Annotated in this window: 24 protein-coding genes and 1 pseudogene; 11 read left to right on the forward strand and 14 right to left on the reverse strand. The window is 60.2% G+C overall.

Annotated elements, in window-relative coordinates; all coding sequences use genetic code 11:
- Positions 1-35 precede the first annotated feature (35 nt).
- The 3 genes from bcsS to KY465_RS01895 form a co-directional block, all read right to left on the reverse strand.
- Complete coding sequence (bcsS, locus tag KY465_RS01885; protein WP_219157858.1) at positions 36-698, reverse strand: cellulose biosynthesis protein BcsS; 663 nt, start codon at positions 696-698, stop codon at positions 36-38.
- Positions 699-929: 231 nt separating this feature from the next.
- Positions 930-1,886, reverse strand: coding sequence for a hypothetical protein (locus KY465_RS01890; RefSeq protein WP_219157860.1), 957 nt, complete (start codon positions 1,884-1,886; stop codon positions 930-932).
- Positions 1,887-2,011: 125 nt separating this feature from the next.
- Positions 2,012-3,154 carry a glycosyltransferase family 4 protein gene (locus KY465_RS01895; protein WP_255561382.1) on the reverse strand — a complete coding sequence of 381 codons (1,143 nt, stop codon included), beginning with the start codon at positions 3,152-3,154 and terminating at the stop codon, positions 2,012-2,014.
- Positions 3,155-3,271: 117 nt separating this feature from the next.
- Between KY465_RS01895 and KY465_RS01900 the strand changes: the two genes are divergently transcribed.
- Together KY465_RS01900 and KY465_RS18580 are read left to right on the forward strand one after the other, a co-directional pair.
- The gene (locus KY465_RS01900) at positions 3,272-5,074 is read left to right on the forward strand and encodes a DUF2194 domain-containing protein (RefSeq protein ID WP_219157863.1); all 1,803 of its coding nucleotides are present in this window, start codon (positions 3,272-3,274) and stop codon (positions 5,072-5,074) included.
- Between the two features lie 76 nt (positions 5,075-5,150).
- Positions 5,151-5,348 (forward strand): annotated as a pseudogene (locus KY465_RS18580) (aldehyde dehydrogenase (NADP(+))); the annotation flags it as partial.
- Between the two features lie 39 nt (positions 5,349-5,387).
- On the opposite strand, the gene KY465_RS01905 reads toward KY465_RS18580, so the two are convergent.
- Together KY465_RS01905 and KY465_RS01910 are read right to left on the reverse strand one after the other, a co-directional pair.
- On the reverse strand, positions 5,388-5,609 hold the full coding sequence (locus KY465_RS01905) for a hypothetical protein (RefSeq protein ID WP_219157865.1): 222 nt from the start codon (positions 5,607-5,609) through the stop codon (positions 5,388-5,390).
- Between the two features lie 101 nt (positions 5,610-5,710).
- Positions 5,711-6,658 (reverse strand): DMT family transporter, encoded by a 948-nt coding sequence (locus KY465_RS01910; RefSeq protein WP_219157867.1) that lies wholly within the window; start codon positions 6,656-6,658, stop codon positions 5,711-5,713.
- Positions 6,659-6,804: 146 nt separating this feature from the next.
- Between KY465_RS01910 and KY465_RS01915 the strand changes: the two genes are divergently transcribed.
- Positions 6,805-8,238, forward strand: a complete 1,434-nt coding sequence (locus KY465_RS01915; RefSeq protein ID WP_219157869.1) for a sulfatase family protein — start codon at positions 6,805-6,807, stop codon at positions 8,236-8,238.
- An 11-nt stretch (positions 8,239-8,249) separates the two neighbouring features.
- Here the strand turns inward: KY465_RS01915 and KY465_RS01920 are convergent, their stop codons facing one another.
- From KY465_RS01920 to KY465_RS01945, 6 genes are all read right to left on the reverse strand, one after another.
- Positions 8,250-9,089 carry an IclR family transcriptional regulator gene (locus KY465_RS01920; protein ID WP_219157871.1) on the reverse strand — a complete coding sequence of 280 codons (840 nt, stop codon included), beginning with the start codon at positions 9,087-9,089 and terminating at the stop codon, positions 8,250-8,252.
- Positions 9,090-9,114: 25 nt separating this feature from the next.
- Entirely contained in the window at positions 9,115-10,413 is a 1,299-nt protein-coding gene (locus tag KY465_RS01925; protein ID WP_219157873.1) for a TRAP transporter large permease, read from the reverse strand.
- Positions 10,410-10,889: a TRAP transporter small permease gene (locus KY465_RS01930; RefSeq protein WP_219157875.1), complete on the reverse strand. Its 480-nt coding sequence runs from the start codon at positions 10,887-10,889 to the stop codon at positions 10,410-10,412. Before KY465_RS01930 ends, KY465_RS01925 begins: the two co-directional genes overlap by 4 nt.
- Before the next feature lie 39 nt (positions 10,890-10,928).
- On the reverse strand, positions 10,929-11,948 hold the full coding sequence (gene dctP, locus KY465_RS01935; RefSeq protein WP_219157877.1) for a TRAP transporter substrate-binding protein DctP: 1,020 nt from the start codon (positions 11,946-11,948) through the stop codon (positions 10,929-10,931).
- A gap of 89 nt (positions 11,949-12,037) precedes the next feature.
- Positions 12,038-12,970, reverse strand: a complete 933-nt coding sequence (locus KY465_RS01940; protein ID WP_219157879.1) for a ribokinase — start codon at positions 12,968-12,970, stop codon at positions 12,038-12,040.
- Positions 12,967-13,923: a dihydrodipicolinate synthase family protein gene (locus tag KY465_RS01945; protein ID WP_219157881.1), complete on the reverse strand. Its 957-nt coding sequence runs from the start codon at positions 13,921-13,923 to the stop codon at positions 12,967-12,969. Before KY465_RS01945 ends, KY465_RS01940 begins: the two co-directional genes overlap by 4 nt.
- Before the next feature lie 77 nt (positions 13,924-14,000).
- Here KY465_RS01945 and KY465_RS01950 point away from each other — a divergent pair, with 77 nt between their 5' ends.
- Both KY465_RS01950 and KY465_RS01955 read left to right on the forward strand, forming a co-directional pair.
- Positions 14,001-15,971: an FG-GAP repeat domain-containing protein gene (locus KY465_RS01950; RefSeq protein ID WP_219157883.1), complete on the forward strand. Its 1,971-nt coding sequence runs from the start codon at positions 14,001-14,003 to the stop codon at positions 15,969-15,971.
- Positions 15,972-16,031: 60 nt separating this feature from the next.
- Positions 16,032-16,802: a shikimate dehydrogenase family protein gene (locus KY465_RS01955; RefSeq protein WP_255561384.1), complete on the forward strand. Its 771-nt coding sequence runs from the start codon at positions 16,032-16,034 to the stop codon at positions 16,800-16,802.
- Here KY465_RS01955 and KY465_RS01960 read toward each other — a convergent pair.
- Together KY465_RS01960 and KY465_RS01965 are read right to left on the reverse strand one after the other, a co-directional pair.
- Entirely contained in the window at positions 16,799-17,662 is an 864-nt protein-coding gene (locus KY465_RS01960) for a sugar phosphate isomerase/epimerase family protein (protein WP_219157887.1), read from the reverse strand. The genes KY465_RS01955 and KY465_RS01960 overlap by 4 nt on opposite strands.
- A 31-nt stretch (positions 17,663-17,693) precedes the next feature.
- On the reverse strand, positions 17,694-18,557 hold the full coding sequence (locus KY465_RS01965) for an IclR family transcriptional regulator (RefSeq protein ID WP_219157889.1): 864 nt from the start codon (positions 18,555-18,557) through the stop codon (positions 17,694-17,696).
- A gap of 823 nt (positions 18,558-19,380) precedes the next feature.
- On the opposite strand from KY465_RS01965, the gene KY465_RS01970 reads away from it, so the two are divergent.
- The 6 genes from KY465_RS01970 (at position 19,381) to KY465_RS18585 (ending at position 23,843) form a co-directional block, all read left to right on the forward strand.
- A complete protein-coding gene (locus KY465_RS01970; RefSeq protein ID WP_219157891.1) occupies positions 19,381-20,754 on the forward strand; it encodes a site-specific DNA-methyltransferase in 1,374 nt (457 codons plus the stop codon).
- Positions 20,751-21,230, forward strand: coding sequence for a DUF5681 domain-containing protein (locus KY465_RS01975; protein WP_219157893.1), 480 nt, complete (start codon positions 20,751-20,753; stop codon positions 21,228-21,230). Before KY465_RS01970 ends, KY465_RS01975 begins: the two co-directional genes overlap by 4 nt.
- Positions 21,227-22,672 carry a phage terminase large subunit gene (terL, locus tag KY465_RS01980; protein ID WP_219157895.1) on the forward strand — a complete coding sequence of 482 codons (1,446 nt, stop codon included), beginning with the start codon at positions 21,227-21,229 and terminating at the stop codon, positions 22,670-22,672. The genes KY465_RS01975 and terL overlap by 4 nt, the downstream gene beginning before the upstream one ends.
- Positions 22,673-22,882: 210 nt before the next feature.
- The gene (locus KY465_RS18830) at positions 22,883-23,164 is read left to right on the forward strand and encodes a DUF2924 domain-containing protein (RefSeq protein ID WP_428982936.1); all 282 of its coding nucleotides are present in this window, start codon (positions 22,883-22,885) and stop codon (positions 23,162-23,164) included.
- The gene (locus KY465_RS01990) at positions 23,101-23,448 is read left to right on the forward strand and encodes a hypothetical protein (RefSeq protein WP_219157897.1); all 348 of its coding nucleotides are present in this window, start codon (positions 23,101-23,103) and stop codon (positions 23,446-23,448) included. Before KY465_RS18830 ends, KY465_RS01990 begins: the two co-directional genes overlap by 64 nt.
- Before the next feature lie 164 nt (positions 23,449-23,612).
- Positions 23,613-23,843 (forward strand): hypothetical protein, encoded by a 231-nt coding sequence (locus KY465_RS18585; protein WP_255561385.1) that lies wholly within the window; start codon positions 23,613-23,615, stop codon positions 23,841-23,843.
- A gap of 35 nt (positions 23,844-23,878) precedes the next feature.
- Here KY465_RS18585 and KY465_RS02000 read toward each other — a convergent pair whose 3' ends face one another.
- The gene (locus KY465_RS02000; protein WP_219157899.1) at positions 23,879-24,355 is read right to left on the reverse strand and encodes a hypothetical protein; all 477 of its coding nucleotides are present in this window, start codon (positions 24,353-24,355) and stop codon (positions 23,879-23,881) included.
- Positions 24,356-24,570: the final 215 nt, after the last annotated feature.

The following is a 24,570-nucleotide window of genomic DNA, read 5'->3' on the forward strand; positions in this document are numbered from 1 at the left end:
GGTCTGCGATAGGACAGCCTTAACGCGCGGGCGATTCAGCGCAGCGAGAACGGGACGGCAAATCCGATCGTGGCGTAGAAACCGTCATCGCTGCTTCCCTGCTCATCCTGATAGCCCGCCGAGACCACCATGCTCAGACGATCTGTCAGCGGAATGTCGCCGACGAACGCGCCATAGCGCAGGGTCGAACTGCTCGCCACCTCGTCGAACACCGTAAATTCGCCGCCGAACCGCAGCGTCGGCAGCTTATAGCCGGCCTTGGCGTGCAGATAGACCTGATCATAGGCGGTTGAGAATGAACCGTAGCTCTGGAAATAAAGGCTATTGGTGCGGGTGGTCTCGAAACCGTATTGAGCGATCGCCCCGAACTCTGACCCGTCAGTGATTCCGCCGGGCGGGTTTTCATCGTTGTTGACCACATGCGCGCCACCCGCCAGCGAGACGTAGAAGTCCGGCATCACCCACTGATAACCTAGTAGAAGAGTGCCGTAGACGGAGTCCGTTTCCGACAGCGGCGCATCGGTGTTGCCGTAGCCGATGCTGCCCGACATGATCCAGCCCGAGGCCGCAATATTGCCATTCAGGGCGGTGACGAAGCCGGCATCGAGACCGAAGGCATCGCTGTCCGTGTTGGCATAATCCGCTCCCCAGTAAACGACCGTGTCATAAGCTGGTTCAGAGATGAGACTGCCGCCCATCCGGGCATCCATGTCAGCCGCGAGTGCCGTCGCGGGCAGTGCTGCAATCAACGCAGCAGCCGCAAGGCTTGCTGCCCGGTTCGTCTTCACCCGATATTTCACGTCGTCCCCGCTTTCTTTTCACGTTTTTTTCCCGGCCACCCATGGTCCCAGGGTGACACCGGGCTTCAATGCCAATCTGCATTCGCGTCCACTCGGCCGCCGATGGCCGGTCCCCGACAATGGCGGAGGCTACCCGGCTCCATAGACCACATGGGTTGGCATCGGAAGACCCGATTCAGTTTCATCCTCGGCTTCCGGACGGCCAATCGCCGCCTCTTCGAGATCGATATCCCGTCCCGGCGTCAGGGCAGAGGCGAGAACCACCCCCGTGGCACCGAAATAAAGACGTAGTCCCCCAACGGCCTGGTAGCGATTGCGCAGCCCATACGAGTTTTCGCCGAGGGTCGTCAGCCCGACAAGGCCGGTTACACCAGGCAACCCGGTGGCAGTGTCGTCAGCTGACGGTTGGGCGCCAGCTTGTGCCGCCGTCAATGAACCAAGGCCGATCAAAGCAACGAGCCCCGAAACGCGCGCCACCAGCGCGGCCAGGCCGCGCCCGGCGCTGCGCTGCATGGATTGATTGTCAACCGGCGTATAGCGCGTCGATGGAACGCTGCTACTGACGCGCACCGAGCGCAGCGCTTTTCTCAGATCTTCGCAGACGCTGCTCTCGATGAGCGCGTGCACGCCTTCAATGCCCGCGCGCTGACTGGCGGCGCTGCCGGCGGAGGGCATGATGAGGGTCAGCGCCGCAATGTCCGGCTGCCAGAGAATACGGTCGATGGCGTCGCCAAGCCGGGCTCTTATCAGACGAGCGAGGCTCAACAACTTCGAGACACGGGAGAAGGAGCCGGTCGGATCGGCAAGAATCTTGTCGTGGTGAAATCGTTCGGCGAAGGCTTCGAGACTCTGCGGGGCATGCAGCTGGCGGTTCGAGTGAAACCGCAACCGCAATTCATGGTTCGGATGAGTTGCGGCGAATGTTTCGGTGATGAAAGCGCGCTGCTCGCGCGTCAATGCGTCATCGACCGCATGAATGGTGATGATCTCGGTCCGTCGACCTGATCTGGATCGATCCGCCCCGGCGAGAAAGTAAAGCCCGCAGCGGGCATCGTTCAGTGTCTCTTTTACTTCGAGATTATCCACCCGCGTTCCCTCCTCCGAGAAATGCGCAATGCCGCACTTTAATTGAAGCAGGTCGTTATGCCAAGCAACCACCATCGGAGTACCTGTCCTGCACTTCCACTTTGCAGGAAGGTGTTGCTCAGACGCTAAACAATGTTTGCAACCGGAGGTCGGGCGCCCTGCAGAGCCATGGCGCGGAGGTAGATCTCGCGGCGAATGGCGGTGCGCGGCTCCATTGAGCGCGCCATCACCTGCTGCCAGAACGGCCACCACTCCCTGGTCTTGATTTCCCAGGACCAGTTCAGTGCACGCTGACGGTTTTCCTGCCGTAGACTCAAGCGCCGATCGCGATCCTGCAGCAGTCCTGCGATGCAATCGGCCAAGCGTTCGGGAGAGGGGTCGGCAATGATCAGACTTGTTTGCAGATCGCCAAAGGCTTCGGGCACGATGCCGACATCCGTGGAGATGACAGGTACGCCGCAGGCCATTGCCTCGAGAACCGTGTTCGGCGTGCCTTCCATCGCCGAGGTGCACACGAACACGTCGAGGTCGCGATAAAAGTCGGGCATTTCCTCAAAACGGATGCGATTGATCTGGGGGTCCGCCACGCGCGCTTCGACCGCAAGGCCGCGCTCCGTCAGTGCATCCATCATCGGCCGGAACAGCCGGTGGTAACCTTTCACATCCCAACCCTGGTTCTGCCGACCCCATGCGCTGTTGCCGGCCCAGCCGATCGCGAAGGTTTGCGGTTCGGGCGGAATCGTGTCGCGAGGTGAAAAATGCTCGATATCCACGCCGTCATGAATGACGAGGTCCGGCGCCGGTAGGTCCGGCTCTGCCTCATAGATCGCCTGCAGCTTGCGCGAGGATACTGTGTATCCATCGATGGTCACGAAACGTGATCGCCGTTCCTGAAGCTCCGCGCTGGCGGAAAAGAGATGATCATAGATCGAGGTGGTAAAGGCGCAGCTATTCACTGCACGGACCAGGGTCGCGTAGTCGTATCCCAGATGACGGGCCGCCCTGTCGATGATCGCCGGCTGAAGAAGATAAAACAGGTCCTCGCGCCAGAAAATGTGGCACAGGTCGATCCGCTTGAGAAAAATCGTCTCAAACAGCCGGTGCTCCTTGCCGATCACGTCGCACATGAACACCTTTGAGATCTTGTTCTTGCCGGCATAACGGGCGATGTTGTTGGCAATGTTGTCGAAAGCCCAGGATGGCTGATCGGGGCAGAGAAGGACATGGATGGCCTGACCGGGGGACTGTTGACCTTCTGAAAACGCCATACACCTTCCCTTCCCCCGGAATATCGCCGCTGCACATCCTGCCGCAGCGAGGGGAATGGGATCAAGTCCGGCGTGCTCTTATTCCATCGCCGGACCGGTGGGCGGAGAGTTTCAGGCGTGAGGGTGTGGCCGTTTCGCAAGGCGAACGATGAAGGCAAGGCGTCTCGGAAGGCCCGCCTGCAAAACCTGTTGCTCATCTCTCACGCCGACGATCGTCAGGGTCTGGCCATTCTCGACAACCTCTGCACGGCGCTGGAATTTGCCAAGCTGCGGTTTTCCGTCCTCGATCTGAAACGCCAGCGCGCCTGGCCCGGTTTCGGGGAATTCGCTGCCATCGTCATCTGCACAGAACACATCGAGGCATGGCAGAAGGATAAGGGAGAGGAACTGCAAGCCTACCTGCAGGCTGGCGGCGGCCTGCTCGTCGCCTACCGAGGCTGGAATGACCGGTTTTCCGACCTGTTCGGCGTTCTGCCGCGCACCCATGCGCCGGCAATGCACATAACCACCGGGCTGGAATTTGTCTCCGAGATTTTCCCGGATGTGCGCGGACTGAAGATCGGCGATCTCGATTGGTTGTTCGAACATAGCCGATTTGATCTCGGTGCCAGTGAGCTTGCAGCAGATTGCCACCTGCTCGCGACCGACGGAACCGGTTTGCCTATCGCCTGGAAGCGGCGCGTGGGCCAGGGCCACCTGTGTTATTGGAACACCGGAGCGCTGTTCTGCCGGGCGCTGCGCGGGTTCCTCCTGCAGTGCGTTCTCGACGTGATGGGAACCGGGGTCTGCGCAATTCCCGGCTTCGCGATGCTTCACGTCGACGACTTCCCTCCCGCCTTGTCCAACGCCCGCGAAGAACCCGTGGCGCAAGAGTTTCCAGGCATCGACCAGCAGGACTTTTATTTCGACATCTGGTATGAAGACATGATGGCGCTGCGCCGAAGGCATGACCTGAAGGTCACCTGGTACAGCATCATGGATTATGATGATGACGCCCCGGTGAGGTCCAGCGTTCCCACCGAAGAGACGCTTGCCGACGCGCGCCGTATCCTGCGCGAGCGCTTCCGGCTTGCCGCCGAGGCGGGAGCGGACGGCGACATCGATGAGTACGGATTTCACGGCTTCAATCACGTGCCGCTCATTGAGGCATCCTGGCCGGATCTGAACGTCCTTCGCCAGCGGCTGGAACTTGCGCGAACCTTCTGGCAGGACATCGTCCCGGCGCCCCTTCCGGCCTCCTGGGTGCCAGCCAACAACTGGTACGAAGAGGACCACGTGCGGGCACTGAAGGCGGTGTTTCCGGAGATCACGGCGGTTTGCAGCCTCTATTCGAGCGGCATAACCAATCGTGGCGGGTATCGCGAATTCGCGCGCGAACCATGGGAAGACGGTCTCGTCTGCCTGCCGCGAGACACCTACGGCTATGTGTGCAAGCCGGATCTTCGGATGATAATGCTGTCACAGCTGTCGGGCATGGGCGCCTGGACGCACTTCGTCCATCCCGATGATGTCTACGATGTACCGCGCGGACTGGCCGATACGCCCTTCTGCCGAAATCCCGAGGGAGCGTTCTGGCGCGCCCGCAGGGAAAATGGTGCGCCGGGGCTTCTGGCCCAATTCGATAGCTGGCTGACGCGGGTGCGATCGAGCTATCCCTGGCTTGAATTCCTCACCACCTCGCAAGGCGAACGCAGACTGAGATCGCATCTGGGCAACGACGTGGAGGTGTGGCACTGCGACGATGAGATCGAAATCAGCACGCGCGAGGCGTCGCTGTTCTATATCCGGGTCGGCGAGGGCATTCAGCTCTCCTTCCGCACGGGCGCAGAGATGCTCGACCAGCGAAAAGTCGATGGCGGCACGCTGTATGTCGTCCGATGCGAGGCTGGACGAACAAAGGTTGGCCTCACAAGAGTTTAAAGTCTGCAGCTTGAATGCGGCCCCGCCTAGGACGAGCTGCGCCGTCATCTCGGCTTTCATCGCCCAGTCGACGACGCGCCGGGAGAACAGGGTACTGGCCAACGGTTTTCCGACGGGTGTAGAGGTCGGCGACACGATCGTTCACGGCGGACCTTACCCCGCTTCCACAAACTTTGGCGCGACATCGGTCGGCACACTGTCGATCCGGCGGTTCCTGCGCCCTGTTTGTTATCAGGATATGCCGGCGACATTGCTGCCACGTGATCTGCAATAGGGGTCTGTGGCAGTAACAAGGGAGACACGGCGAAAGTCTCTATTTCTGCCAGCCGGCCGTATTGTCGCCGGTCCAGCCGCAGGCGGCGCTGGCGTCGAATTCCACTCGAAACGCCTCGACGGTCGGTCGCGCCCTTGCCGACGGCATCGAGCATGTCGAACAGTTCCCCGGCAACTCATCGCGTCTGAGCCATTCGCGCACGGCGCCGGCCTGGGCCGTTTGGAGCGCATTGCCGCACGCCGCCTCGACGGCGATCTTCAACTTGCTGACCGAGCGCTTGCGGGTGCCGGAGGACGCCGGTTTGAGAAAGAGGCGATGCAGATGTCTCGAGGACGTTCATAGTCGGATCGCTGGCGTTGCGCCTAGCTTTCGGCGTGCTGTGATGCGGCGGTCTCCACCTCGCGCTGTCGCTCGCGATAAAAGACATATAGGCCGGAGGAGAGGATGACAGCAGTGCCGAGCAGGGTCATGGCGTCAAAAATTTCGCCGAAGACGAGAAAGCCGACAAGTGTTGCGCCGACGATTTCCAGGTACTGGAACGGCGCAAGCAGGCTGGCTTCCACCTTGCTGAAGGCAAAAGTGATTGCGAGGAATGCAGCCATCGCCAGCACCCCGGCTGCTAGGACCATCCAGAAAACCCAGACTGGCAAGCCGGCCATTGCTGTCCGCTCGAAGCCCAGCGTACTGACCACGAGATGCATCACGAGAACGAATGCCGCGGCCCAGAGAGAGGCACCGAACTGGAAGGCCAAAGCGGAACGTCGGCGTGTTGCCTTGCGCATCACGATCATGTTGAACGCAAAGGCTGTTGCGGCCAAGACAGGCAGCAATACGACTGGTCCGAATTCAACAAAGTTCGGCCGGATCACGATCAGAGCGCCGATCAGCCCGACGCCGACCGCGGCATATCTGCGGGGACCTGGCACTTCTCCGAGAAACGGGCCGGCCAACAGCGTCAGCAGTAAGGGCTCCACGAAAAAGATTGCAATTGCCGTGGCGATCGGCATGGAGGCGAAGGCCGTGATCAACGACAGGGTTACGGTGACGATGAGAAGCGCCGAGAGAAGCGACGCGCCCGAGAGGACAGAGCCGCTGAGACGGTGCCGAAGAAGTATCGCGACCGGAACGAAGAATACCGCCTGCGCCAGCGTCCGCCAAACGGTCACCTCGAACGGTGTGGCAAAGGCGGTCAGCGTTTTAGAGATCGCGTCGCCGAGCGGAAGCAGCACCATTGCGATGCACATCGCAGCAATACCAGCCCGCTTTTCGAAACCGGGGAAATCGGCCGGGATAAAATCTAATCGTGACATCACAATCTTTTCTGACACGGCCGCTACTAACTTACAAACGCGGGCTCGATAGAGAGCATGCTCTGTGTTCAGATCCCGTCAAGCTCATTGCAAATATGAAACGATTGTTCTAATTAGAATTAGAATTTGAATTTTGGAAAAATCCGATGCCCACCAAGCCCAATATCATTTTCATCATCACCGACCAGCAGCGCTATGATACCATCGCCGAATTCGGCTATGACTTCATGGAAACGCCCAATCTGGACCGGCTGGCAAGGGAGGGTGTGTATCTGAGCGCCTGTTACGCGGCCGCGCCTTCCTGTGTTCCGGCCCGCGCGAGTCTCTTTACCGGCCATTATCCGCATACGACGGGCGTCGTCGACAACGCGGCCACGTGGCGGCACACCTGGGTGGAAGACCTCGCGGAGGCCGGATACCATTGCGTGAACATCGGCAAGATGCACACCCAGCCAATGGATACACCCGCCGGATTTCATGCCCGCATGATCGTCGAGAACAAGGACCGGTCGATGGCCAAACGCGGCGCCGATTTTGTCGATGAGTGGGACAAGGCCATTCGAAAGGCCAATTTCGAAAAACCCGGGCTGCCGTCCTACCGGCTGCTGAACGACTATGCGGACAGGCTGGGCGCCTTTGAATGGCCGCTTCCCGATGAACTGCATTCGGACAATTTCGTCGGCAGTCTCGCGGTCGACTGGATTCAGGAGAAAAGATCCGACAAGCCGCTGTTCCTCCAGGTCGGATTCCCCGGACCGCATCCACCCTATGACCCGCCCGCCCATGAGGTGGAACGCTATCTTTCACGCGAATTGCCCATCGATCCGGTGCGTCCCGGCGATGTCGAAAGCCAGCCCAGACCCTTCCGCGAGCTTGTACAGAAACATGTCGATGGCGATCATGATTCCGTTCGCCACAAGGTCGATGCCTCGGCCGAGGAACGCCGCCGCCAACGCGCCTATTACCTTGCCAATGTCACGATGATCGACCGCGAAGTTGGACGGATAATCGATGCGCTGGACGAAACCGGCCGGCTCGAAGATACGATCATCGTGTTCACGTCCGACCATGGCGACATGCTTGGCGATCATGGTCATAGCCAGAAATGGTCGATGTATGAACAGGTCATAAGACTGCCCATCATCATCTGGTCGTCGCGGGGTTTCAAGGCAAGAGGCCGTCTCGACCCGCTGGTTCAGCACATGGATATCGCACCGACGCTCTTCGATCTCGCCGGCTTGGAAAAACCCTCTTCCTGGGAAGCGGTTTCGTTTGCCGACGCGTTGAACGACGACGCGTTCGAAGGCCGTTACGCGGTCTATTGCGAGCAGGGTCGCGACGTCGTCTTCCGGTTCAGCGATTTCGTGTCCATGGTGCGAACGCGGCGCTGGAAATATGTTCATTTTCTCGGAGAGGATTTTGGGCAGCTCTTCGACCTGGAATCGGACCCCGGGGAATACGAGAATCGCTGGGACGACCCCGCTTGTGCTGCGATAAGGGACGAGATGGAAAAAGAGCTGATGAACTGGCGGATACGCAGCGGTTACAAGGCACGGGAATGGGCCGAAAAATGGCGCTAGGGGCGGTCCGGTCAGACCATTAGCTCCTCACGGCCCGCACCTTCGGCGAGGCTGTCGCCATTCAGCTCGTTGATATAGACCCGGTAGCGATACAATACGGTGGCCAGACTGGCCGCGGCATGCTCAATCCCCGGAACAAGCGCCTTCATCCGCTTGCGCGTGAGCCGCACGCTCGGCCCCGCAATGGAGACCGCACCAACGAAACGTCCCGGTTGTTCCAGGTCCTCGATCGCGCAGGCCACCGAACTGACCCCGATCTCAGCCTCCTCCTCGACCAGACCGAAGCCCCGCTCGCGCGTCAGCTGCAACTCCTTGAGAAACTGTTGCACCGTCGCAACGCCTTTGGTCCCCGGACGCCGTCGCCTGGGATCGCCCAATCCGGCCGAGAGGGCGATGGACACCGCTTGTTCATCGCTCATGCTGGCCAACCATATGCGGCCGGTGGCTGTCAGATGCGGAACGACCGCACGTCCCGAATGACCATCATAGCGCAGCGTATGCTCGCCGCCTTGACTCGAAAGCACCCATATCAGCTCCTCCCCGATCAGAAGTGAAAGCCTGGCCAGTTCGCCGGCTTCGGCGCTTAAATCCGCGATGACGGGCTTGAGAAATTCCTTGAGATTGGTGGTCGAAAAATACTTTGCGCCGATCAGTGACAGCTTCAGGGTCGCGCGGTAGAGATCGGTATCGGGATCCTGCTCGACATAGCCGCGATCGCGCAATGTGATCATCAATCTGTGGACCGCGCTCTTGGGCATGGAGAGCTTTTCTGCAAGATTGCTCAGCGCATATCCACCGGGGGCCTGATGCAACGATTCCAGAATGTCGAGACATCGTTCGATTTGCGACATGGTCGTGTCTCCGTCAGGGGCGCTATCAAATAGGTCGATATCCGAACTGTTCGGGGACGAAAAGGACCAGCTCGGGGAAGAGCACCAGCAACACAAGACTGGCGATCAGCATCGCGATGAAGGGCAGGATCTCTCGGATCACATCCCAGGTCGGAAGCCTGTTCACGGCTGACACCACGAATATCAGCACGCCATAGGGTGGTGTCACAAGACCGATCATGGTGTTGATGACAATGATCACGCCAAAATGGATGGGATCTATCCCCAGCGTCAGGGTGGCAGGCACAACCACCGGAACGATCACCAGCAGTATCGTGGCGGCTGGAAGGAACATGCCGAGGCCGAGGAACATCAGGTTGATCATCAGGAGGAACGTGGTTGGCGACATGTCCCAACCGCCGACCCAGGCCGCCAGCGTATTGGGAAGGCGCTCTATCGCGACCACATAGCCGAACAGGAAGGCTCCGGCCAAGATCATCACCACAACGGCGGATTTTTCCGCGCTGTCGACCAGCACCTGCCACGTTTCACGTGCCCCCATCGCGCGGAAAATGACCAGCGAGACCACCCCAGCATAGGCCACCGCCACCGCTGCAGCTTCGGTCGGCGTCATGATGCCCGAGTAGATTCCGCCCAGCAAAATCGCCGGCGTCAGGAGCGGCAAGATGGCACGTCGAGCCAGGAGGAGGCGCTGCGCTGGTGATGCTTTCTCTTCCGTGGGAAAGCCTCGAAAGATCGCGATGACATAGCACAATGCCATCAGCATGCCGGCAATAATGAGGGCCGGCACCACACCGCCCAGAAAAAGCGAGCCGACAGAGGCATTTGCGGATATGGCGTAGTAGATCATCGGAATGGACGGCGGAAAGATCGGTCCGATAACCGAGGATGCGGCGGTCAGCGCGCCGGCATAGCCGCCCGGATAGCGGTTACGTTCGCGCATCATGCGCACGAGGACGCTGCCTACACCGGCGGCGTCGGCCGTGGCGCTCCCGCTCATGCCTGAGAAGATGAGGCTTGAGAGCACATTGACCTGGGACAGGCCGCCGCGCATGTGACCGACAGCGCCGATGGCGAAATCAAGCATCCGGTCGGTTATCGATCCCGCATTCATGATACGCGCGGCGAGGATGAACAGCGGGATTGCGAGAAATATGTAGTTTGAGCTGAATCCCTGCATGATGCTGTCGGTGACGGCAGTCAATGGCAGGCCGCGCATGTGGATATAGGCAATCGAGCTGCAGATCAGCGTAAGCCCGATCGGCACTCCCATCAGGGCCAGTGCCACGAGCAGGCCCAGCATGACTATGAATTCACCGCTCATGATGCGTTTTCCCCACGGCGAAACAGTTTTCGCATGGCGAGAAGGGACTCGTAGGCAAAGCGGAACGAAACCACCACGAGGAACACCACGAAAATGCTGTAGACCCATGACAAGGGCATTTTGAGAACGCCGGTCGTGATGCGGCCCATCACCTCTACATACCGGATAGCGGCAGGTAGTGCCGAAAGCAGGAGACCTGCCACGACAATGCCGCTGACGATCCGGCAAATGATCTGGCCGCGCTCGGGAAGCCGGGAATAGACCACATCGAAATTGACATGTTCGCGCAGCGAGAGATGCCAGATGATCGCCCACCATGCACCGAACACGAAACTGTTCAATGCAATCTCAACCGCCGCGCCCACGGAAAGGCCGAGGAAATATCGGAGTATGACCTGCAGGAAGACGGCAAAGAACATGGCCACGAACAGGCTTACCGAAACCAACCGTACCGCGAACCCAAAACTCTTGTTCATCACCGATCGCCTGAACGGGGCGCCATTGGCGCCCCGCAACTATTGTTGGTTCATGAGGTGGAAACAGCGCGGATTGTCAGACGGCGTATCCGCCAGGCGTTGTGCCAGTCCGTCAAGCCAGCCTTTGGCAAATTCCGATTCGGCGTAGACCTTGCGCGCATGCTCGGCGAAAGCCGCGACATCGGGCTCGGTGAACGTTATTCCGGCGTCTTCAAAGACAGAACGCAACTCCATCTCGTCGCGCATTTTCTTGCGGTCATTGTAGATTCGGGCCACATCGGCAGCTTCCTGCAACAGGCCCTTCTGCCGATCGTCGAGCTGGTCCCAGACCTGCTTAGACACCACCAGCACCAGGTGGTTCATATAGTGCCCCGTCAGCACCACCTGATCGGTCACCTCGTGCAGCTTCAGGCGATAGCTGGTCGGAATGGGCAGACTATGAGCATCGATGGCGCCGGTCTGCAATGACAGAAAGATTTCACCGAACGCTGTTGGTGTCGGATTGGCACCCAGCGAACGGCCTTGAAGCTGCCAGGCTTCCGACGCCGGCTCGCGTTGCTTCACCCCGGCGAGGTCAGCGGGACTGTTGACGTCCTTGCCCTCGCGCAACGAAACATGACGGATACCGAAAAGCGTCGCGCCAAGGGGGACAAGCCCGGCTTTCTGCTCGAGCGCCTCGCCGAATTCCGCTCCGATTTTGCCATTCAGCACCGAACACATATGGAGCGGGTCGCGCACCGAATAGGCCGCCGTCAACGCGCCGTATTCGGGAACCTGTGAAGCCACGTCGAATGCGTTGACATAGGCCAGTTCGATGCCGCCCGACTGCAGCGAAGGCAGGACACCGGCCTGTTTCACCAACGTGCCTGCGGGATACACTTCGATATTGAAGACGCTCGGGGCGGTTTTTTCCAGATAGTCCCCCATGAGCTCGATGGCGAGCACCTGGGAATCGTCCGCCGGAGCGGGACCTGCCCATTTAAGCGTGATTGGTTCTGCGCCTGCGGATTGGTAGCCGGCGCATACGAGCATGCCCAAGCCAATCAAAAGCCTCTTCATCGTCTCCTCCCGAACGTATATTGCAATTAGAACATCTGTTCCAAATTAGATTCGTGAATGGGTTATGTCAATCGCCGACATCGTCCCTGTCAAACCGTGCGGACAAAATTCTCGATGGACGCGCGGTCCGGCATGCTGGGCCCTGCGCCAGGTTGCATCACCGAGAGCGCAGCGGCAGCGCCTGCCAGCCCGATTGCATCGTCAAACGACTGTCCCTGCGACAGAAATGATGCCAGACTGCCGCAGAAGCAGTCTCCCGCCCCGGTTGAATCCACGACGTCCACGCGATAGCCGGCAAAATGCTTCGAATGGCCGGAAGCAACTTTCAGCGCCCCGTCTTCGCCGAGCGTGACAATGGCCACCTGATCGCTTCTGCCCAGAATGGTACGGGCAGCCTTCCCGATTTCCGTATGCCGGCCGGGCGCAACCGGCATTCCTGAATAGGCCGAGAGTTCTGTTTCGTTGAAAACGAGCACATCTGCCAGGTCGAGCACCTGTCGACCGGCTTCAACCGCCGGCGCAGCATTCAGGATCACCGTCCCTTGAGCCATGGCTGTCGTCGTCCGGTATTCACGGATAACATCGCAGATCGCTTCGACCGGCATTTCGAACTGGGAGAGCAGGACCGGGCGGCCGTTCCCCGAAACCGGCAGGCTGCGACCGCGCTCGAAACGATAGGCGTGATTGGCTCCGGGGCTGACGACGATAATGTTTTCGCCATTTCGCGCGACACAAATAATGGCTTGGCCGGTCGTCTCCTGTGGCAATTGGACCAGACCGGCGATGTCCACCCCCGCACGTTCCAGATTGGACCGCAGCCGCCTCCCGGCCTCATCTTCGCCCACCGCACCCAGCAGGCTGGTCCGCGCACCCGCACGGGCGCAGGCGATTGCCTGATTGGCGCCCTTCCCGCCCGGATATTCATTGACCGACAGCGCAGAGATCGTCTCGCCGGCACCTGGAAGCGACTCCACCGAAAAGACCAGATCCCTATTGATGCTTCCGAGAATGAAGACGCTCATTCCGGTTCACCTTGCGCAATGCGCGCTCTGAACCGCTCGGTGCCCGCTGCGATGTGGTCAAGAAGCACCTCGGCAGCCCAGTGTCGCTCGCCGATATCGTAGTCGATAACCCTGGAGAAATCGCAGGAAATCGTCCCGATCCGCTTGTGGTAAAGCTTGGCCAGGCGGGGGTAGCCCATAGGTTCGGCCATGGCCGCCAAGGCCAGGAACCGAGCGAGTTCGTCGACCCGCTCTGACGCCTCGTGGCGATGGGCATGAAGCCAGGCATAAAGATCGGGATGGAAATTGGTGAATACGCCACCAAAGCCATGCGATCCCGCGCGAAAGGCTTCGTGCGCGATCGCCGCATTGGCATTGACCACCGCCAGCGGCGTGCCTTGGGCCAGCGCCACACGCCGCCGGACGGTCAACAGGTCGCAGGAAACATCCTTGAGCAAGACAAAACGCCCTGAATTCGCGCAGAAACAGAATTCCTCGTCGTCGAGGAGACGCCTAAAGGGGGCCGGACATTCGTACAGTCCCAGCGGCAGATCCGCCGGCAGCCAGTTGAGAATCTGTTGCAGCCGCGAAAGGAATGTCTCGCGCCCCCCGTTTTCCGGGTCGATCCGGTTTGTCACGAGCACGAGCGCGGCAGGCCCAAGATCCGCCAATGCACGAAGTTCGCGCCGCTGATCTTCCTCCGACGTTGACACGTGACCCGAAACGACGACGGGCGCCCTGTTGCCGGCCAGCGCCATGGTTTGCCGCGCCAGAAACATCCGCTCTTCCAGATCGAGATATTGCATCTCGCTCGACTGGCAAACCGCAAACAGCGCCTCCGCACCGTGTCCGAGATACCATTCCACGAGGTTGGAGAGCCCCTCCTCATCGATTTTACCATCGGCGCGAAACGGGGTCAGCATGACAGGAATGATGCCGCCGATGCTCTGCAAAGATGAGGTGGTGAGGTCCATTTCCAAATCCAGAAAATTTTGGTAATGGAATTGGAATAGCATTCCAAAAATATCTTGAAAAGGCGGGGTAACGAATTTTGACGGTTATCAGATGGGAAGACGATGCGCTGGTCTGGTCCGGTCCGTATTATGGCGGAGAGGCACTCCACTACGATGACAGCGTAGCCACCGGATTTGCGGCAGGTCGGATCATCACATGCCCCGAAGTCGTGGACTGGTCGGGAGACGGATCACGCGACCTTCTGCTTTCAAGCTGGGACGCATGCTATGACGGAGTGGTCGTCTTGCGGCGGCAGGTTGGCACCAATCCTGACGGCACGCCGATCCTCGGCCCCGAGGAAGTGCTCGACGGTATTCGCGGATACACTACGGCGGTGCCGGACGGCGACATATTTCATCTCGTCACCACCTCACGGTTGCGCAGGCAGATCTATCTCTATCGAAATGTTGGCAGGCCGGGGGCGCCGATATTTGATAAACCGCTCGCACTCGACCTGAATGCGGACTGGGTCCACGAGAATGAATATTTTCATCTCGCGCGTTTCGCGGATATCGATGGCGATGGATCGTTGGAGCTCGTGGTCGGCACCGACTACTGGGGCGACTACTGGCCAAACGGGCTGGAATGGAACGATGAAGGCTATCGCGCCTATGATGCGGCGGGTCGCTGGCTCGGCGGCCCGCTTCGGGGATTTCTGTATGTTTTTCGCAATCGCGGCAGCCTTTCGGAACCGGTCCTGGAAAAGGGTGTACCTGCAAGGAGCGGCGAGAATCCCTACGAGGTCTATGGCCAGTTCGCCCCCGCATTCGCGAATTTCGACGGACATGGACTGTCGGCCGTCGGCGGCGAATTCTGGAACGTCCTGCATTTCGCCCGACATCGCGAGGGATATTCCTTCGAACATGCTTCGCTCCTGCACGATCAGGACGGTGCGCCGCTTCTGCTCGACCAATGCATTCACATCCCCTGCGCAGTGGACTGGAACAATGACGGAAGGGTCGACCTGCTGGTGGGGGCAGAAGATGGCTACGTCACCTATCTGCGCAACACCGGCGACACCGCATCGGGACGCCCGCTCTTTGAAAAGGCCGGCCGGATCGAGACCACGTCGCCGCTGATCCATGGCGGTGTCCTTCCCTCTCCCGCGGCCCATGATTTTTCAGGCAACGGCCTGCCGGATTTGGTCGTCGGAAACAGCAGCGGCGAACTTCTGTTCTACGAGAACATCGGCACCGCCGTCCGCCCGGCCCTGGCGCGTGAAACCATGATCGAGGCCGGCGGAAAGCCGGTTCGTTTCGCTGCAGGACTGACCGGTTCGATCCAGGGGCCGTCCGAAAAGATGTTTGGCTATTCGTGCCCAATCATCGCGGACTGGGATGGCGACGGATTAGCTGACATTCTTCTGAGCGATGTCACGGGCTACCACTATTTCCTGCGAAATGACGGCCAATCCAAAACTCCGCCCTCGTTTCATGCCCCGGAAAAACTGAAATATGAAGGACGCCCGCTGAAAACGGTGTGGCGCGTGCGCCCCGCCGTCATCGACTGGACCGGCAGTGGCGAGCTTCATTACGTGGCGCTGGACGAAAAGGGCAAGCTCAGCGACTACCAGCGCGCATCCGATACCGAACTGGTCCACAAGCGTTACCTGACCTTTGACAATGGCGAAACCGTCACCTTCACGCCCGATGTGGGCGGCGGCAGGGGCCGGATCAAGCTGTGCGCCTGCGATTGGAACGGATCCGGCACGACGGATCTCATCGTTGGGACGCATGCGCGCGCCAGCCTGCCGCCGGGACCGCACGGTGCGCCACGCAACACGACAGGCCAGGCTGGCCTGTTCTACCTTGAGAATATCGGCTCGAATGAAGTACCCGTTTTCGCCAGCCCGCGGCCGTTCCGGTTTCAGGGCGAAATTATTGCCATGGGAATGCATGTCGCCTCACCGGAATACACGGACTGGGACGGCAGTGGTGAGGGCGGATTGTTGGTAGGGGTCGAGGACGGGAGCATCGTCTGGTTGCCGCGCAAGTATCTGACTTTCTGAAGAACGAGACGACGTTTGGTTGAGGCGGCAGGTATGAAAATTCGCGGAACAACGAAAATTATGGGTGTCATCGGAGACCCGATTGCGCAGGCGAAGACACCCGAGGCGATCTTGCCGCATTTCGACCGGCTCGGCACCGACATGGTGTGCATCCCCCTGCACGTCGCCGCCAATTCACTCGAAAAGGCCTGGCGTGGGTTCGAGGTCACACGAAATCTGGTCGGGCTCGGCATCACCCTGCCGTACAAACAGGCCGCGGCTGGTCTTTGCGACACGCTCGATCCGGTTGCCGAACGCGTTGGCGCCGTGAACGTCGTTCGACGGGAGCGGGACGGCTCGTTTCGCGGTTACCAGTTTGACGGTCGCGGCTTCTGCTCGGGCCTGCTACAGGCCGGGCATGATCTCGAAGGGCGCGACTGCCTGATGATCGGAGCGGGCGGTGCAGCGATGGCGGTGGCCTGTGCCCTGATGGAGCACGGCGTGAATTCACTGACGATCGCCAACCGGACCCCGGCCAAGGCCGCGGAGGTGGCTGAACTGGCGAACAGGGTAACTGGGCGGCGGGCGGCGAAGGCGGGTCCGGCGACCCCCGCAGCAGGGCAGATCGTGATCAACGCGACTTCGCTTGGCATGAACGCGGACGATCCGCTGCCACTTGATCTCGGCACTATTGACGATTCGATGCTGGTCGCCGAGCTCGTGGCTGAGCCCGAACGCACGCGGCTGATGATCGCCGCGAGGGATCGCGGTGCCGCAATCCATTCGGGCATGCACATGATCCGCGCGCAGGTCGGACTGATCGCGGAGCACCTGGCTGAAATTCACGGCTAGACAGGGGACAGACCGGATCGGGCGGGGTCGAGCCCGAATATCTCGCGGCACCGACGCATGGCAGTCCGCATGACCAGTTCCGAGTCCTGCGACCACCAGTAGTCAGAGAATATTTCCACCTCGACAGGTCCGCGATATCCCGCCTGGCGCACCGCTCTTTCGAGCGCGGGCAGATCGATCACGCCGTCGCCCATCATTCCCCGGTCACGCAGCACGTCCTTGGTTGGTATCAGCCAGTCATTGACGTGAAAGCCCAATATTCTGTCCCGTCGGCCAGCGCGGGCAATCTGTGCCCAAACCTCCCGATCCCACCAGACGTGATAGGCATCGATCACGAGCCCGACACCTTGTCCGAGTTGATCGCAGAGATCATTTGCCTCAGTCATCGTGCAAAGGACCGTTCGGTCACCGGCCAACATTGGATGCAACGGCTCGAGGGCCAGCTTGACACCGGCTTCACCGGCAAAGGCCGCAAGACGCGTGATACTCTCGGCAACTTCCACACGCGCTTCCGCAAGATCGCGGCTGCCCTGGGCGAGCCCGCCGGTAAATACCATGACATGATCGGCGCCAAGCGCAGCGGCAATCTCTATTTCCCGGCGTGCGTTTTCCTCAAGGCTTGCGCGGCCGGCCTCGTCACCCGCGACAAGCGGCCCGGCGCGGTTATAGCCGAGCACGGACAGACCGGTTTCCTTCAACAGAGCGTCGGTCCTGTCAAACCCCAGACGCGCAGTCTCGTCCCCCCAGATCGATACGTTCTTCAATCCCAGTTCGGCGCATCTATAGAAGAATATATCCATGCCCAGCCGTTCGCGTACGCACGCATAATTGATCACGATCTCGGACATCGGACTGGTCATTTGTTTTTCTCGAAGGCACACGTCGTTTCGTTCACTCTGAACGGGTCAGGATGTCGGATTTGCTTGACGAAAGTTCGGGGTCGGCGGCGGCGGCGGCGAACTGTCGCTCGCCGCGCATCCGCCTGCGCAGTGGCCAGATCGTTTCGATCTGCCGTGCAGCATTTTTCAGGGCGGCGGCCAACTCATCGAACCGTTCCGGCCGCACGCGCAGGAGCGGGCCCGCTACGCTGATCGTTCCGGCCACCGGAGCACCCGGCTCCTGGCTGGCGCGAAATGGAACAGCCACGGCTGCAGTTCCCGGTTCGGCTTCCTCGATGGAAGCCCCATAGCCCGTTCGCGCGGTGTCGCGAATACGCTGACGGATCTCCGGGATCTGGGTGGCACTGTTCGGGCCAAGGGGTCGCCGGGAGCGAAGCCCGCGCGCTTTCACAATGCGGATCGCCTCCTCCTCGGCAAGCGTGGAAAGCCACGCCTTTCCGTTGGCGGTTGCGTGCAGGACAATTTCCTGCCCCATGTCCGGATCATAGCGAAGACCACTTCGCGCCCCCTGTGCCCGTGCAACCCAGACCAAATCCTCCCCTTCCACGATAGCTAGCCGGCAATACTCGCAGGTTTCACGCGCCAGATTGTCGAGTATGGCCTGCACGGCATCGGAGACGGCACGCACATCGAGATTGCGAAAGGCCAACGTGCTCATTCGCAGCGACAGGGCATATTTCTGCGTGGTTTCCTCCTGGACAACCCAACCGCGTTCCGCCAGCACCGAGACCGTTCGGTGCGCTGCACTTGGCGGTATATCCAAAATGCGCGCCAACTCGACCAGCTCGACGGGTTCGGGTTCACCAGCCAGTTGCTCGAGAATTCTCAGGCCTCTCTCGACCGCCGCTACTGTCATTCGCATCTGTCCATGTTCTTCAACATAAAGCAAACTGAAAGTTTTTGGAATATGATTCCAATAATTTGCGCAGGCAGGGCGGCACGGGACTTACCGCGGAGTCTACTGCCATTCACGGCGTCCGGTTGATCGCCGGTACGCGCTCGATATCCGATCTCCTTCATCGAACAATTGTTCGTTCTTTTCTTTATCATGCGCTGCGACATTGGAATGTGATGAGCTACAATCGACCACTTAAGCCATCGATCTGCCGGGTCTAAAGAGAACTCAACGGCGGATACGGCTCGTTCAAGCCAAATGCCTGCGGGTTCAAAGCTTCGGGCGATCGCATGATGCCCCGCATTCGCGATCAGCCCCTATTAAGACATCTGAACTCTGACATTTCCAGCGCAGGTTGAATACTGCGCACAAAAGGTTTGACAGCAGTTCCGATCCGCCAACCTGCGGACGCGGGTTCGATCCCGAAAAAACAGCGAACGGCGATCGGACCTTGAGTTTAAAAACTCTATTTCCCCTATTGCACGCGGAACATAACAGGTTCATAGTGTGAACACCTGAATTGAGGTTCAGTGCGTCGGCGTGATGCTGGCGATGCCAGGATGGCAAGGTGCGCGGGATGCAAGCCTGATGGTCCTGGCCCCAAGCGGGCGGCGGGATGCCAAGCGTGACGGTCTGAAATGTAGGTTCTTGTGAGGGCGGGACGCCCGATGGGTCTGGCCGGCGACTGAAAGTTTAGTCGCGGTTTCAGCAAAATCATTCGCCTTGTCCGACGAATCTCTTCGTCGACGAGCGCGTCCTGTTTTCTCAATTCTAGGAACCTATCATGACATTTCATGTCACAGTTCTCGCTGTGAGCGCCCTCATGCCCTTCAGCGGCAATGCGCGCGCACATTCAAAAGCACAGATCAATCAGATCGCCAGGAGCATCGAGACGTTCGGGTTCACCAACCCGGTGCTGATCGATGAGGCCAACACAGTGCTTGCCGGCCATGGCCGGTTGGCCGCGGCAAAGCAGCTTGGCATGAAGGAAGTTCCCTGCCTTCGCTTTGACCATATGAGCGAAGCGGACAAGCGCGCCTACCGGATTGCTGACAACCGCATTGCCGAGAAAGCTGGCTGGGACAAGGAGATCCTCGCAATCGAGTTCCAGGCGCTCGCCGCGCTCGAATTCGATCTCACCACGACAGGGTTCGAGGTTCCCGAGATCGACATCATCATCGGCGAATTCTCACCTGACAACCAGGATGACGCTGATGAGGAGGTCGATGATGACGGGGGTGATCGCATTGCCGGCCCGGCGGTAAGCCGCACTGGCGATCTCTTCCAGCTTGCCGATCATCGTCTCTTGTGCGGCAACGCCCTGTCGGCGGCGGATATGGCTGCACTCATGCAGGCGGAGACGGCGGGCGCGTGCTTTGCAGACTTTCCGTACAACGTGAAGGTGGCCGGCCACGTCTCCGGCCTCGGGCAGACCAGGCATCGCGAATTCGCGATGGCGTCCGGCGAGATGACGCCGGCTCAGTTCATCGACTTTCTCAATGAAGCCTTTGGCCAGATTGCTTCCGCCTGCAAGCCGGGGGCGATCGTCTTTGCCTGCATGGATTGGCGCCATGTTGAAGAAACCATTCGCGCTGGCAAGGCGGCACTCGGTGACCTGCTGAACCTTTGCGTGTGGAACAAGACCAATGCCGGCATGGGTAGCCTCTACCGCTCGCAGCATGAATTGGTTCTGGTGCTGAAGAACGGACGCGCGCCGCACGCCAACAATGTCGAACTGGGCAAGCACGGGCGCTACCGCACCAATGTGTGGACCTACCGCGGCATGAACAGTTTTGGCGCCGGCCGCATGGATGATCTGTCATCGCATCCGACGGTCAAGCCCACCGGTCTGGTCGCTGATGCCCTCCTTGACGTCACGCGCCGTGGCGACATCGTGCTCGACCCCTTCGGCGGGTCGGGAACCACGCTGATGGCTGCGCACAAGACCGGACGTCGTGCGCGGCTGCTCGAGATAGACCCCGCCTACTGCGATCTCACGGTTCGTCGCTTCGAAAGCCACACCGGCAAGCAGGCGCGACTCATTGCGACCAGCGAGACATTCGAGGAGCTTGGCGAGCGCCGGCGCCAGGGAGCGTCCACGTCAGCTCCAGAAGCACCCGCCTCCGCAACCACAAATCTGGCGGGAGAGATGCAATGAAGGAGCCTAAGAAAACCAAAGGAACCGGCGCGGGCAAGGGCACCGGCGACTATGAGGTGGGTTATGGCAAGCCACCGGTGAAGAACCAGTTCCAGAAGGGCAACTGCGCCAATCCGAACGGCCGGCCGAAAAAGCGCAATGATCTATTGAGTATCTTTGATCGCGTTATGGGTGAAAAAATTGCGATCAAGAAAGATGGCATCTCCAAATCAATGTCGACCGTCGAAGCGCTCATGATGCGGCTTGCCAGGGACGCTCTCGCTGGCAATCGCGGCGCTATGCGAGACATTATCAGCCTGTTGTCGAGAGCGGCGCCGCAAAGCTCTACAGAACCCGGAGAAGCGGTGCTGCCTTCCCTCACCCTGGAAGAGACACATGTCCTTATCAAAGACTACTTGGCGCACCACGACGAAGATGAAAAAAAGGCCATTGAGGACCGAGAAACCGCACCTGCGATCGAGGGCGAGCCCACATGACCGGCCGCCCCCCGAAGCAACAATCGGCGAACCCCGCCGAACATCACATCCGCGCGCTGTTGCAGCTGGCGCGCGGAGAACTTGCGACCTTCACCGGCCTGGCGTTCTTAACGATCCAGCCGGGCGAGCCTTACCTTACCAACTGGCACATCCGCGCAATCTCCCACGCGCTTGGCGAGGTGATGAATGGTCGCTGCAAGCGCTTGATCATCACCATGCCGCCACGATCGCTGAAGTCGATTGCGGCTTCAATCGCCTTCCCGGCCTTCGTTCTGGGGCACGATCCGAGTAAGAAGATCATCAACGTCTCCTATGCCCAGTCCCTGTCGGTGCAGCTTGCCAACGGGTTCCGATCGATCGTCGAAGCCCCTTTCTATCGGCACCTGTTCCCGGACTTCAAAGTCAGCGACCGCAAGAACACTGAAAACGAGCTTCAGACGACGCAAGGCGGCTTCAGGATGGCGACCTCGGTGGGCGGGCAGCTGACTGGCCGCGGCGCGGACATTATCATTATCGACGACCCGATGAAGGCTGACGATGTGTCATCGGCGACGACCCGCCAACGCATTGTCGAGTGGATGCAAACGACGCTCATGTCACGGCTGAATTCGCAAAGGGAGGGCGCCATCGTCGTTGTCATGCAACGGCTTCATGTCGACGACCTCGCGGGCGTGCTTCTCGAAAGCGGCGGATGGACGCATCTTAATCTGCCGGCAATCGCCGAAGAGGATCAGCGCATCCCGACCGGCGACGGAAAGCACCATCACCGGGCGGTTGGCGATCTCTTGCATCCCGAACGCTGCGGCAAGGCGGAGCTTGACCAGCTCCGGCGCGATATCGGCTCGCTCGGCTTCTCGGCGCAATACCAGCAATCCCCCGCTCCCCCCGATGGCAATCTCGTCAAGCGCGCCTGGTTTAGAAATTTCGACCTCCAGATCCTGAACACGCGCGGAATGACCATCGTGCAATGCTGGGATACGGCGCTCAAGGGTGATCCCAGCTGCGACTATTCGGTGTGCAGCACCTGGGCGCGGGATGGCTCAAAGTTCTACCTGCTCGACGTCCTGCGCCGGCGCATGGCCTATCCGGAGCTCTTGCAGGCGGCACTGAAAGCCGAAGATGACTACCGACCCGAAGCGCTGCTCATCGAAGCTGCCGGCTCGGGAATAAGCCTCAGCGCCGATCTGAACCATCGCGGCATCGCTACGATCGCGGTCAACTCCAGAGGCGACAAGGAAAGCCGCCTCGCCCGCGTATCGGCAATGATCGAAAGCGGCAGCGTGTTCCTTCCGGAAATCGCACCATGGAAGGACGACTTCATGATGGAGGTATTGTCCTTCCCCTCCGGCCGCCACGATGACCAGGTCGATTCCATGAGCCAGGCACTGATCTGGATGAAGGATGAAAAGCCCACGGGAAGATTCTGGATCGGGAAGTTTTAGAGGGCGGAGGCAGGAGCGGCGGTCATCGAAACTTCGCGCGATTCCTACCGCGACTGCTCGCTGCTTTCGGTCATAGGGGACCGCCGCCTATCGCGATATCGGCGGGTGTCGGCGCGGATGATAGGGCTCAAGTCGTCGTCGACGGCGGACATGAAGAAGCAGTGACGCGACCTGTTCGGCAGCGAAGCGCCGCCGTTCAACCGTCGCTACCTGGAGAGCCGGCTCGCTTACCGCATCCAGGAACTCGCCTACGGCGGACTGAAGCCCGAGACCGTCCGACGGCTGGAGCGGCTGGGCGAGGAACTCGACGGGGGCGACAGGAAGAAGAGCCGCGTCCGCGCCGCCACCATGCCTATCGCCGGCACGAGGTTGATCCGCGAGTGGCAGGGCGTCGAGCACGTCGTCATCGTCACCGCGGACGGCTTCGAGTGGCAGGGGCGGCGTGCCCGGTCGGCCGCGTGCCTGCGGGCGAGATCGAGGGCGCCGTCATAGACCAGCTCCGCGCCGTTTTCCGCCAGCCGGAGATTGTTGCGGGGACCTGGAAGGCGGCGCGTGCCCATGCCGACTACATCACCGAGGCCGACGCCCGTGCGGCCCTGCAACAACTCGACCCGCTATGGGACGAACTTTTCCCCGCCGAACATGGCCGCATCGTCGCGCTGCTGGTCGAGCGTGTGGACATCGGCATGGACGGGCTGAAGGTGCGGCTACGCATCGACGGTCTCACTGGCCTTTCCCGCGAGATGCTGGGCGGCAATATCGGAAAAGCGGCGTGACACGCGGCGCGCCGATTCCCGAGACTGTGACGCTCCACGTGCCATTCCGCATCGTGAAGCGCGGCGGGCGGAAGGAAATGCATTCGCCGGATGGCGCAACGCACTTGCGGCGAACGGACAACACGCTCGTCAAGGCGCTGGCTCGCGCGTTCCGCTGGTAACGGATGCTGGAGTCGGGTGAGTTCGCCGCCATCGCCGAACTGGCCGCGCGGGAGGGCATCGCGCCCTCCTACATGACCCGCGTCCTGCGGCTCACGCTGCTCGCGCCCGATGTCGTCGAGGCGATCCTGGACGGGAAAGCGCCGGACGTGACGCTGGTGCGCGTGCTGGAGCCGTTTCCGGCGGAGTGGGAGCGCCAGTACTTAAGTATTTGTGCCGTAAAATCGAACGCTTAGTTCAATTGACCTTGAGCCCCATGTCCCGCCTGAAGTCAGGTTCCTCCAACAGAGCCGGCTGGAGCATTCTGGAACGGAGCTCCTTCTGCTTCGGCGATGTTGAGAATCTCGACACCGCGCAATGCCTGCTTGACTGACGGGGCCTTCGCCCAGTCTCGCGCGGCGTATCCGCTCAGAGTGGCTGCAATCCCGCACTGCCAGTCCTTCAGGTTGCCTGTCTCTGCACCCCACTGACTGATTGCGATCCATTCCTGGGCGGAGGTTCCCTGGCAGCGATGCATCGCATCCAGTTCGGCAGGGCTGAGGGACGGGTCGGCAGGTCTTTCCCTGCCTTTCCCCTTGCCTGTATCCTGCGTTGTGCCGCCGATTTCCGGCGGCAGTGTTGATGGTAGGGGAAGGTCTAGGCCCCGGATCACCTTCCAGCACTCGGCCTTCTTGCACCATTCGGTCACGTTCTTGCCGTTGGATGTCTCGACGATCGCATCACGAATCTCGTATGCCCAGTCACGCATGAGTTCGACGATCTCATCCGAGAGTTCCTGCTTTCTCCAAATCGCGTCGAGATCGACCTGCCTCCCCGTGCGGTGTGACAGAGACGGTTTCCGGGGCTCTTGGTACAGGGGCCAGTGCTCAGCCCCACACGCATAACTCTTGAAAACAACGGAAAAATCCGGCCGCAGCCGGATCGGGAGAACGCCTTCGCAGGGGCAAGTGGCGGAGGGAACGG

The sequence above is a fragment of the Neohoeflea coraliihabitans genome, from assembly GCF_019334345.1.
Classification (GTDB): domain Bacteria; phylum Pseudomonadota; class Alphaproteobacteria; order Rhizobiales; family Rhizobiaceae; genus Pseudohoeflea; species Pseudohoeflea coraliihabitans.

Bases quoted from the DNA above. Each gene is read 5' to 3' on its own strand.
- KY465_RS01930 (WP_219157875.1), bottom strand. From the start codon at position 10,889: ATGAACAAGAGTTTTGGGTTCGCGGTACGGTTGGTTTCGGTAAGCCTG.
- KY465_RS01910 (WP_219157867.1), bottom strand. From the start codon at position 6,658: ATGTCACGATTAGATTTTATCCCGGCCGATTTCCCCGGTTTCGAAAAG.
- KY465_RS01940 (WP_219157879.1), bottom strand. From the start codon at position 12,970: ATGAGCGTCTTCATTCTCGGAAGCATCAATAGGGATCTGGTCTTTTCG.
- KY465_RS01955 (WP_255561384.1), top strand. From the start codon at position 16,032: ATGGGTGTCATCGGAGACCCGATTGCGCAGGCGAAGACACCCGAGGCG.
- KY465_RS01975 (WP_219157893.1), top strand. From the start codon at position 20,751: ATGAAGGAGCCTAAGAAAACCAAAGGAACCGGCGCGGGCAAGGGCACC.
- KY465_RS01960 (WP_219157887.1), bottom strand. From the start codon at position 17,662: ATGACCAGTCCGATGTCCGAGATCGTGATCAATTATGCGTGCGTACGC.
- KY465_RS01925 (WP_219157873.1), bottom strand. From the start codon at position 10,413: ATGAGCGGTGAATTCATAGTCATGCTGGGCCTGCTCGTGGCACTGGCC.
- terL (WP_219157895.1), top strand. From the start codon at position 21,227: ATGACCGGCCGCCCCCCGAAGCAACAATCGGCGAACCCCGCCGAACAT.
- KY465_RS01915 (WP_219157869.1), top strand. From the start codon at position 6,805: ATGCCCACCAAGCCCAATATCATTTTCATCATCACCGACCAGCAGCGC.
- KY465_RS01965 (WP_219157889.1), bottom strand. From the start codon at position 18,557: ATGACAGTAGCGGCGGTCGAGAGAGGCCTGAGAATTCTCGAGCAACTG.
- dctP (WP_219157877.1), bottom strand. From the start codon at position 11,948: ATGAAGAGGCTTTTGATTGGCTTGGGCATGCTCGTATGCGCCGGCTAC.
- bcsS (WP_219157858.1), bottom strand. From the start codon at position 698: ATGGGCGGCAGTCTCATCTCTGAACCAGCTTATGACACGGTCGTTTAC.
- KY465_RS01945 (WP_219157881.1), bottom strand. From the start codon at position 13,923: ATGGACCTCACCACCTCATCTTTGCAGAGCATCGGCGGCATCATTCCT.
- KY465_RS01895 (WP_255561382.1), bottom strand. From the start codon at position 3,154: ATGGCGTTTTCAGAAGGTCAACAGTCCCCCGGTCAGGCCATCCATGTC.
- KY465_RS02000 (WP_219157899.1), bottom strand. From the start codon at position 24,355: ATGCGTGACTGGGCATACGAGATTCGTGATGCGATCGTCGAGACATCC.
- KY465_RS01970 (WP_219157891.1), top strand. From the start codon at position 19,381: ATGACATTTCATGTCACAGTTCTCGCTGTGAGCGCCCTCATGCCCTTC.
- KY465_RS01920 (WP_219157871.1), bottom strand. From the start codon at position 9,089: ATGTCGCAAATCGAACGATGTCTCGACATTCTGGAATCGTTGCATCAG.
- KY465_RS18585 (WP_255561385.1), top strand. From the start codon at position 23,613: ATGCTGGAGTCGGGTGAGTTCGCCGCCATCGCCGAACTGGCCGCGCGG.